Source organism: Streptomyces bambusae, assembly GCF_019400985.1.
Classification (GTDB): domain Bacteria; phylum Actinomycetota; class Actinomycetes; order Streptomycetales; family Streptomycetaceae; genus Streptomyces; species Streptomyces bambusae_A.
Window position 1 is genome coordinate 1 of record NZ_WTFF01000356.1, and the last position, 7,132, is coordinate 7,132.

7 protein-coding genes are annotated in these 7,132 nt (G+C 73.2%); 3 read left to right on the top strand and 4 right to left on the bottom strand.

Annotated features, from left to right (window positions below):
- Nucleotides 1-51 precede the first annotated feature (51 nt).
- Nucleotides 52-2,439 (bottom strand): excinuclease ABC subunit UvrA, encoded by a 2,388-nt coding sequence (locus GPJ59_RS31255; protein WP_219671287.1) that lies wholly within the window; start codon nt 2,437-2,439, stop codon nt 52-54.
- Between the two features lie 169 nt (nt 2,440-2,608).
- On the opposite strand from GPJ59_RS31255, the gene GPJ59_RS31260 reads away from it, so the two are divergent.
- Both GPJ59_RS31260 and GPJ59_RS31265 read left to right on the top strand, forming a co-directional pair.
- Nucleotides 2,609-2,851: a DUF397 domain-containing protein gene (locus GPJ59_RS31260; protein ID WP_219671288.1), complete on the top strand. Its 243-nt coding sequence runs from the start codon at nt 2,609-2,611 to the stop codon at nt 2,849-2,851.
- Nucleotides 2,852-2,942: 91 nt separating this feature from the next.
- Nucleotides 2,943-3,866, top strand: a complete 924-nt coding sequence (locus GPJ59_RS31265) for a helix-turn-helix domain-containing protein (RefSeq protein ID WP_219671289.1) — start codon at nt 2,943-2,945, stop codon at nt 3,864-3,866.
- On the opposite strand, the gene GPJ59_RS31270 is transcribed toward GPJ59_RS31265, so the two are convergent.
- The 3 genes from GPJ59_RS31270 to GPJ59_RS31280 all read right to left on the bottom strand — a co-directional run bounded on the left by GPJ59_RS31270 (nt 3,821) and on the right by GPJ59_RS31280 (nt 6,480).
- Nucleotides 3,821-4,651, bottom strand: a complete 831-nt coding sequence (locus tag GPJ59_RS31270) for an SAM-dependent methyltransferase (RefSeq protein ID WP_219671290.1) — start codon at nt 4,649-4,651, stop codon at nt 3,821-3,823. The genes GPJ59_RS31265 and GPJ59_RS31270 overlap by 46 nt on opposite strands.
- A 140-nt stretch (nt 4,652-4,791) precedes the next feature.
- Entirely contained in the window at nt 4,792-4,953 is a 162-nt protein-coding gene (locus tag GPJ59_RS31275; RefSeq protein ID WP_219671291.1) for a hypothetical protein, read from the bottom strand.
- Between the two features lie 528 nt (nt 4,954-5,481).
- Entirely contained in the window at nt 5,482-6,480 is a 999-nt protein-coding gene (locus GPJ59_RS31280; protein WP_219671292.1) for an MsnO8 family LLM class oxidoreductase, read from the bottom strand.
- An 87-nt stretch (nt 6,481-6,567) separates the two neighbouring features.
- Here GPJ59_RS31280 and GPJ59_RS31285 point away from each other — a divergent pair, with 87 nt between their 5' ends.
- On the top strand, nt 6,568-7,062 hold the full coding sequence (locus GPJ59_RS31285; protein ID WP_219671293.1) for a phosphatase domain-containing protein: 495 nt from the start codon (nt 6,568-6,570) through the stop codon (nt 7,060-7,062).
- Nucleotides 7,063-7,132: the final 70 nt, after the last annotated feature.

The following is a 7,132-nucleotide window of genomic DNA, read 5'->3' on the forward strand; positions in this document are numbered from 1 at the left end:
CGTCCGGCCTGCCCGCCCCGCCGGCCCCGGCCCGATCACCCGGCCCGGGCCCTACGCCGTCCCCTCCAGCCGCCGGGCCAGGTACCCGGCCGTGCGGCTGCCCGGGGTGCGGGCCACCTCCGCCGGGGTACCCGCGGCGACGATCCGGCCGCCCTCCGCGCCACCGCCCGGGCCCAGGTCGACCACCCAGTCCGCGCCCGCCACCACGTCCATGTCGTGCTCCACGACCACCACCGTGTGCCCCGCGTCCACCAGCCCGTGCAACTGGCGCAGCAGCACCTCCACATCGGCCGGGTGCAGCCCCGTCGTCGGCTCGTCCAGCAGGTACAGGGTGTGGTCGCCGCGCAGCCGCTGCAGCTCCGTCGCCAGCTTGATGCGCTGCGCCTCTCCGCCCGACAGCTCCGTGGCGGGCTGGCCCAGCCGCAGGTAGCCCAGGCCGATGTCCGCCAGCGCGCGCAGGCTGCGGGCCGCCGCCGGGACGTCCGCGAAGAAGTCCGCCGCCGCCTCCACCGTCAGCGACAGCACCTCCGCGATGTCCAGGCCGGCGTACCGCACCTGGAGCGTCTCCTCGTTGTAGCGCGCCCCCGCGCACTGCGGGCACGGCGCGTACGTACTGGGCAGGAACAGCAGCTCCACCGACACGAAGCCCTCGCCGGTGCAGGTCTCGCACCGGCCGCCCGGCACGTTGAACGAGAACCGGCCCGCCTTCCAGCCACGGGCCCGCGCCTCCGGCGCGGCCGTGAAGAGCCGGCGCACGACGTCGAACAGCCCGGTGTACGTGGCCAGGTTGGACCGCGGGGTGCGTCCGATGGGTTTCTGGTCCACCTCCACCAGGCGCCGCACCGGGAAGCCGGCCCCGGGGCCGTCCTCCGCGATGCGCCCGGCCACCGCCTCCGCCAGGGCCTGCCCCACCAGCGTGGACTTCCCCGACCCCGACACCCCGGTCACGGCCGTGAACACCCCGAGCGGGAACTCGGCGTCGACCTCCCTCAGGTTGTTGCGCGTGACCCCTTCCAGCCGCACCGCCCCCGTCGGCGTCCGCACCCGGCGCGGCTCGGGAGCCGGCCGGTCGAAGAGGTACCGGGCGGTCGCCGACTCCTCGAACCCCGCGAGCCCGTCCGGCGGCCCGCTGTGCAGCACCCGCCCGCCGTGCTCCCCGGCCAGCGGGCCCACGTCCACCAGCCAGTCCGCGTGCCGCACCACGTCCAGGTGGTGCTCCACCACGAACACCGTGTTGCCCGCCGCCAACAGCTGGTCCAGCACACCGAGCAGCGCCTCGGTGTCGGCCGGGTGCAGCCCGGCCGACGGCTCGTCGAGCACGTACACCACCCCGAACAGCCCCGACCGCAGCTGCGTGGCCAGCCGCAGCCGCTGCAGCTCGCCCGCCGACAGCGTCGGAGCCGTCCGGTCCAGGCTGAGGTAGCCCAGTCCCAGCTCGACGACCGGCCCGATGCGCGACCGCAGGTCCGCGGTGAGCACCCGCGCCGCCTCGTCCTCCCCGGCCGCACCGGCCAGTACGGCGTCCAGCCCGGTCAGCGGCAGCGCCGCGAGCTCCGCGATCGTCCGCCCGGCGAAGGTCACCGCCAGCGCCTCCGGGCGCAGCCGGCTCCCGGCGCAGGCCGGGCAGGGGGAGTCGGTGAGGAACTTCTCGGCCCGGGCCCGCAGCGTCGCGCTCCGGCTGTCGGCGAAGGTGCGCATCACATAGCGGTGCGCGCTCATGTACGTGCCCTGGTAGGGCCGTTGGATCCGGTCCGCGTCCCGCACCGGGTGCACGGTCACCACCGGCTGCTCCTCGGTGAACAGGATCCACTCGCGGTCCTGCGCCGGCAGCTCCCGCCACGGCCGGTCCACGTCGTGGCCGAGCACCTCCAGGATGTCGCGGAGGTTCTTCCCCTGCCAGGCACCCGGCCAGGCGGCGATCGCACCCTGGCGGATCGTCAGCCCCGGGTCCGGCACCAGCAGTTCCTCGCTGGTGCGGTGGATCCGCCCCAGGCCGTGGCAGGCGGGACAGGCCCCGGCCGCGGTGTTGGGCGAGAAGGCGTCGGAGTCCAGCCGCGGTGCGCCCGCCGGGTAGCTGCCGGCCCGGGAGTACAGCATCCGCAGGGAGTTGGAGAGCAGCGTCACCGTGCCGACCGAGGAGCGCGAGCCGGGCGCGGACCGGCGCTGTTCCAGGGACACGGCGGGCGGCAGCCCGCTGACCGCGTCCACCTTGGGCGCCCCGATCTGGTGGATCAGCCGGCGGGCGTAGGGGGCCACCGACTCGAAGTACCGCCGCTGCGCCTCCGCGTACAGCGTGCCGAAGGCCAGGGAGCTCTTGCCGGAGCCGGAGACTCCGGTGAACACGGTCAGGGCGTTGCGCGGGATGTCCACGTCGACGCCGCGCAGATTGTGCTCCCGGGCGCCCCGGACGCGGATGAAGGGGTCGGTGGACTGGTGCATTCGCCCCAGTTTAGGGGGTGCGGGTCATCCCCCTTCGGGTGGGGGCACCCGTTCGGGGGACTTACGTGCCCGGGCCCGCTGGCTACGCTCGTCCCTCGATCCGCTCCTACGCAATTGCATATGGGACGGACGACGAGGGTGCATATGGGAAATGGGAAAGGTGGGTTCCATGCGCTTCGAGAACGGTGTGGCCGGGGACAGCATTCCGGCGGTGCGCTGGGTGAAGAGCTCGGCCAGTTCGGGCATCGGTAACTGTGTGGAGGTGGCGGCCCTGCCGGGCGGGGATTTCGCGGTCCGTAACTCGCGCTTCCCGGCCGGTCCGGCCCTGGTCTTCACCCGGGACGAGATGACCGCTTTCGTCGCGGGTGCGGGAGCCGGCGAGTTCGACGGGCTCCATGAGGTGCGCGCGTAGGGTCAATTCATGGCCAATGCTTGAAGGGGCGGGCATGCGAGATCCAGACTGCGGTGGCAGTCAGCACGCAGCAGTCCAGCAAGGAGCACGCATGTCCGTCGGCCGTTCCTCCGCCAGCACCGCCGGCCGCGGGGTCGCCGCCCGGCTCCTGGGGGAGCGGCTGCGCAGACTGCGCTGCGACGCGAACCTCTCCCTGGCGGACGCGGCCGTCCTCATCCGGGGCTCCTCCTCCAAGCTCAGCCGCCTGGAGCGCGGGGAGAGCCCCCCGAAGGAGAAGGACGTCTGGGACCTCGTCCGGCACTACGGCCTCGACGCCGACGGGCACGACGAGATCCACGAGCTGCTGAGCCAGGTCCGCGACGAGAGCAAGCGGCGTCGCAAGTACATGGACCTCACGCCCGACTTCCTGCGCCGGTTGATCTCCCTCGAAGGCCAGGCGAAACGGATCTCCACCTACGAGACGTACGTGGTGCCCGGCCTGCTCCAGACGAAGCGGTACGCGGAGGTGCTGGTCGGGCTCGCCCTGGAGGGCGCCGACCAGGTCGACCGTAGTCGGCACGTTCACGTGCGGCGCGAACGGCAGGCGCTGTTCGACCGGCCCCGGCCGCCCGAGTTCATTGTGATCCTGGACGAGAGCGTGCTGTACCGGCCGATCGGCGGGCCGGAGGTCATGTGCGAGCAGCTGCGCCACCTGCGAGAGGTGGCGGGGGAAGGTGCACCGAAGATCCACGTCCGGGTCCTGCCGTACGAGCACGACGACGTCGGCATGGCCCCGAGTTTCCCAGTGACCCACCTCGAGTTCGCCGACGGCGGTCCCGGCGAGCTGGTGTACCTGGAGCAGATGGAGAGCGCGGACTACGTGACCACGCCCGAGCACGTCCGGCGCTACCGCAAGGTGCTGGACGAGCTGTACTCGCGCGCGCTGGACTGGGAGGGAACCCTGGACATGCTGGACCGGCGGATCGCCTTCTACGAGGAACGGCTCGTACAGTCCCCGTCGATGTTCGCGGCCTGACCCGGCAGCCGGCCGACCCCGCCCCAGGCGATCAGTTCGGCGGCGGCGCTGCTCAGCGTGGGCCTGCGCTCCGGCCGCCAGTCCGCCACGTCGCCCAGGCCCGGCTCGATGATCTCGAGCCCGTCGAGGTACCCGCGGACCTCGTGCTCCTCACGCAGTCGCCCCCAGGAGCCCTCGGTGGCCTTGTGCATCAGGTTCGTGACCCGGTCGCGGACCTCGGGGTAGGGGCTGGTCAGCTGGCAGACCACGAGGAAGCTGCCGGGTGCCAGCCGCTGCTTGACCCGCTCGATCATCGGGGTGACGTCCTCGTCGTCGAGGCACTGCGCCACCGAGACGAACAGGGCCGCGGTCGGTTCACCGGGCCGGATCAGCCGGCGTACGGCGGGGTTGCCGAAGATGGCCCCGGTGTCCCGTACGTCCGCGGCGACCACGGCGGTACGCGGGTTCTCCACGAGCCGGGTCCGGGCGTGGGCGACGACGAGCGGGTCGTTGTCCACGTAGACCACGCGGGCTTCCCGGTCGACGGCCTGGGCCACCTCGTGGACGTTGTCGCGGGCCGGCAGCCCGCAGCCGTGCTCCAGGAACTGCCGGATGCCGTAGTCGTGGGCGAGGGTGTGGACGACGCGGCGCAGGAAGGCGCGGTTGGTGAGCGCGACGGTCCGGCAGCCGGGCGCGATGCCGAGGAGGTCCTCGCCCACCCGGTGGTCGGCAGGGTAGTTGTCGACGCCGCCCAGCAGCCAGTCGTAGATCCGCGCGATGCTCGGCCTGCGCACGTCGTGGTGCATCCGTCCGTCCCCCCTCGGCCCGGTCACGGGCAACGTCGGTCGGTGTGCCCATGCTAGAGAGGTTCCGCCGCCTGCGCCGTCCCCTGAAGGTGTGGTGGCCGGCGGCGTCCCGGGACGGGACGCCGCCGGCCACCGGCGGCTCAGCGCCGCGGGCGTCGCCGGGACAGCCAGATGCCCACGGCGAACAGGACCGCCGTCAGGCTGACGGCGAGGTCCACCGTCCCGACGGCGTCGGGGCCGGCCTCCCGGTGCAGGAAGACGGCGCCGACCAGGCAGACCGGGGCCAGCACGCCGAGGAACACGGCGCGCAGGACTGTTTGCCGGTCGCTGACCTGCGGAATAATCCGCTTACGGAGCGCCGGGATCCCTGCCTGGAATGCGAGGAGAAATCGGCGTAACAGATGGAGCAAGGTGATCCTTTCTCTTTGCTCGCCCACGGCCCCGGGCGTCCTACCGCCCGGGGCCGTTTGCGTGCCGGCCCTCGTCGGCCGGGGTGCCGAATGTACCGCCTCGGTCAGCAGACGTGACGTCCCGTCGGAGCTTGCAGCGGACGCCGAAATGGGAAAGGGAATCAGCCGATGATCTGTCCACCGCTGTCAACCCCGAGGCGAAGGCCGGTAGCGCGGGCCGGAGCGCGGAATAACGCTTCTGTCCTGGAGGGCTCGGGGTGCCGCCACGGACCGTCAACCGATCCGAGATTTCACCTTCAAGGGTGAAGATCAAATGTTCAGGGGGTCGACCGGAGACTCCTGCGTACCGCGCGCCCCTTCTTGCACGTGCAAGAAGGGAAGGCAGGCCTGATTCGCGGCCGTGAACGGCCGTCCGGTGCCCTATCGGCCCGGGAGGCCCGCCAGCCGGGCCAGCCGGGCGAAGGAGTCCAGCAGGGCCTCCCGGTCGTACGTGGAGGTCGTCACCAGAAGCTCGTCCGCCCCGGTGGCCTCGGCGACCCGGCCGAGCTCGGCCGCCACCTGCTCCTCGGTGCCGTACACGTGCCCGGCGAGCGCGGAGCTGTACAGCTCGCGCTGCTTGGGGCTCATCGGCATCCGTTCCACCTCCGCGGCGGGCACCAGCGCCGGGAAGCTGCCGCGGGTGCGCGAGTACGCCAGCGCCCAGGCCTCCGGCAGCAGCATCCGCCGCGCGTCCTCCTCGGTGGCGGCGACCGCGACCGTCCCGGCCACCACCACGTACGGCTCCTCGGCCCAGGCAGACGGCCGGAACTCCTTGCGGTAGCCCTCGACGATCCCGGCCACCCGCTCCCGCGCCCGCAGGTCGCCCACCACCAGCGGCAGTCCGGCCCGGGCCGCGATGCCCGCGCCCTCCCCGGTGGCCAGGACGAAGGGCGGTACCCGAAGCCCCTCGGCCGGGTGGGCGTGCACCTGCGGATGTGCCTGCTGGGTCCCGTCGAAGAAGCCGAGCAGCTCGGTGAGCTGCTCCTCGAAGCGGTCCGCGTCCTCGGTGTCCCGGCCCAGTGCCCGCCGGATCCCGCCGGTGAACCCGACCGAGCGCCCCAGGCCCATGTCGATCCGGCCGGGGAAGAGCGACTCCAGCACGCCGAACTGCTCCGCGACCACGAGTGGACGGTGGTTGGGCAGCATGACCCCGCCGGTGCCGACCCGGATGGCGCGGGTGGCCCCGGCGACGGCGGCGGCGAGCACGGTGGGGGCCGAACCGGCGACCCCCGGCACGCTGTGGTGCTCGGAGACCCAGAACCGGCGGTACCCGAGCTCCTCGGCCCGTCGGGCCAGGGCCACGGTGTCCCGCAGGGCCTGCGGGGCGTCATGGCCCTGGCGGGTGCGGGACCGGTCGAGTATCGAGAGGGCGGGAATCACACAGGGTTCAACGCCCGGGAGCCGTACGGATTCCCAGGGCCCGGCCGGGCGGCCGCGGCAGTCGGCGCGGGACCTAGGCTGGCGGGCATGAGTGACAGCGCACGGCGGCGGCCCCTGGCCGTCTTCGACATCGACAACACCCTCTCCGACACCGCGCACCGCCAGCACTTCCTGGAGAGGCGGCCGCGGGACTGGAAGGGGTTCTTCGGCGCTGCCCCGGACGACCCGCCGCTGACCCACGGGGTGTCGCTGGCGCTCGCGAGTGCGCACGAGTGCGAGGTGGTGTACCTGACCGGGCGCCCGGAGCGGTGCCGCGCGGACACCCTGGAATGGCTGGAGCGGCACGGGCTGCCCGAGGGGCGGGTGTGGATGCGCGGCAACCAGGACCGGCGCCCGGCCCGGACGACGAAGCTGGAGGTGCTCCAGCGGCTCGCCCGGAGCCGGGACGTGCGGGTGCTCGTGGACGACGACGAGCTGGTCTGCCAGGCCGCGCGGGCCGCCGGGTTCACGGTGCTGCTGGCCGAGTGGGCGGCCGAGGCGCCGGAGCTGAAGGTGGCCCAGGAGGGGGAGGGCCGTACCTGAACCGGCAGTGCCCGAGCGGGCCGGGCACTGCCGGTCGGGTCTCGCCCGGCCCCCCGGGCCCCGCCCCCCC

Excerpts from the sequence above, each read along its gene's own strand:
- GPJ59_RS31260 (WP_219671288.1), top strand. The coding sequence starts at position 2,609 with ATGCGCTTCGAGAACGGTGTGGCCGGGGACAGCATTCCGGCGGTGCGC.
- GPJ59_RS31255 (WP_219671287.1), bottom strand. The coding sequence starts at position 2,439 with ATGCACCAGTCCACCGACCCCTTCATCCGCGTCCGGGGCGCCCGGGAG.
- GPJ59_RS31265 (WP_219671289.1), top strand. The coding sequence starts at position 2,943 with ATGTCCGTCGGCCGTTCCTCCGCCAGCACCGCCGGCCGCGGGGTCGCC.
- GPJ59_RS31270 (WP_219671290.1), bottom strand. The coding sequence starts at position 4,651 with ATGCACCACGACGTGCGCAGGCCGAGCATCGCGCGGATCTACGACTGG.
- GPJ59_RS31285 (WP_219671293.1), top strand. The coding sequence starts at position 6,568 with ATGAGTGACAGCGCACGGCGGCGGCCCCTGGCCGTCTTCGACATCGAC.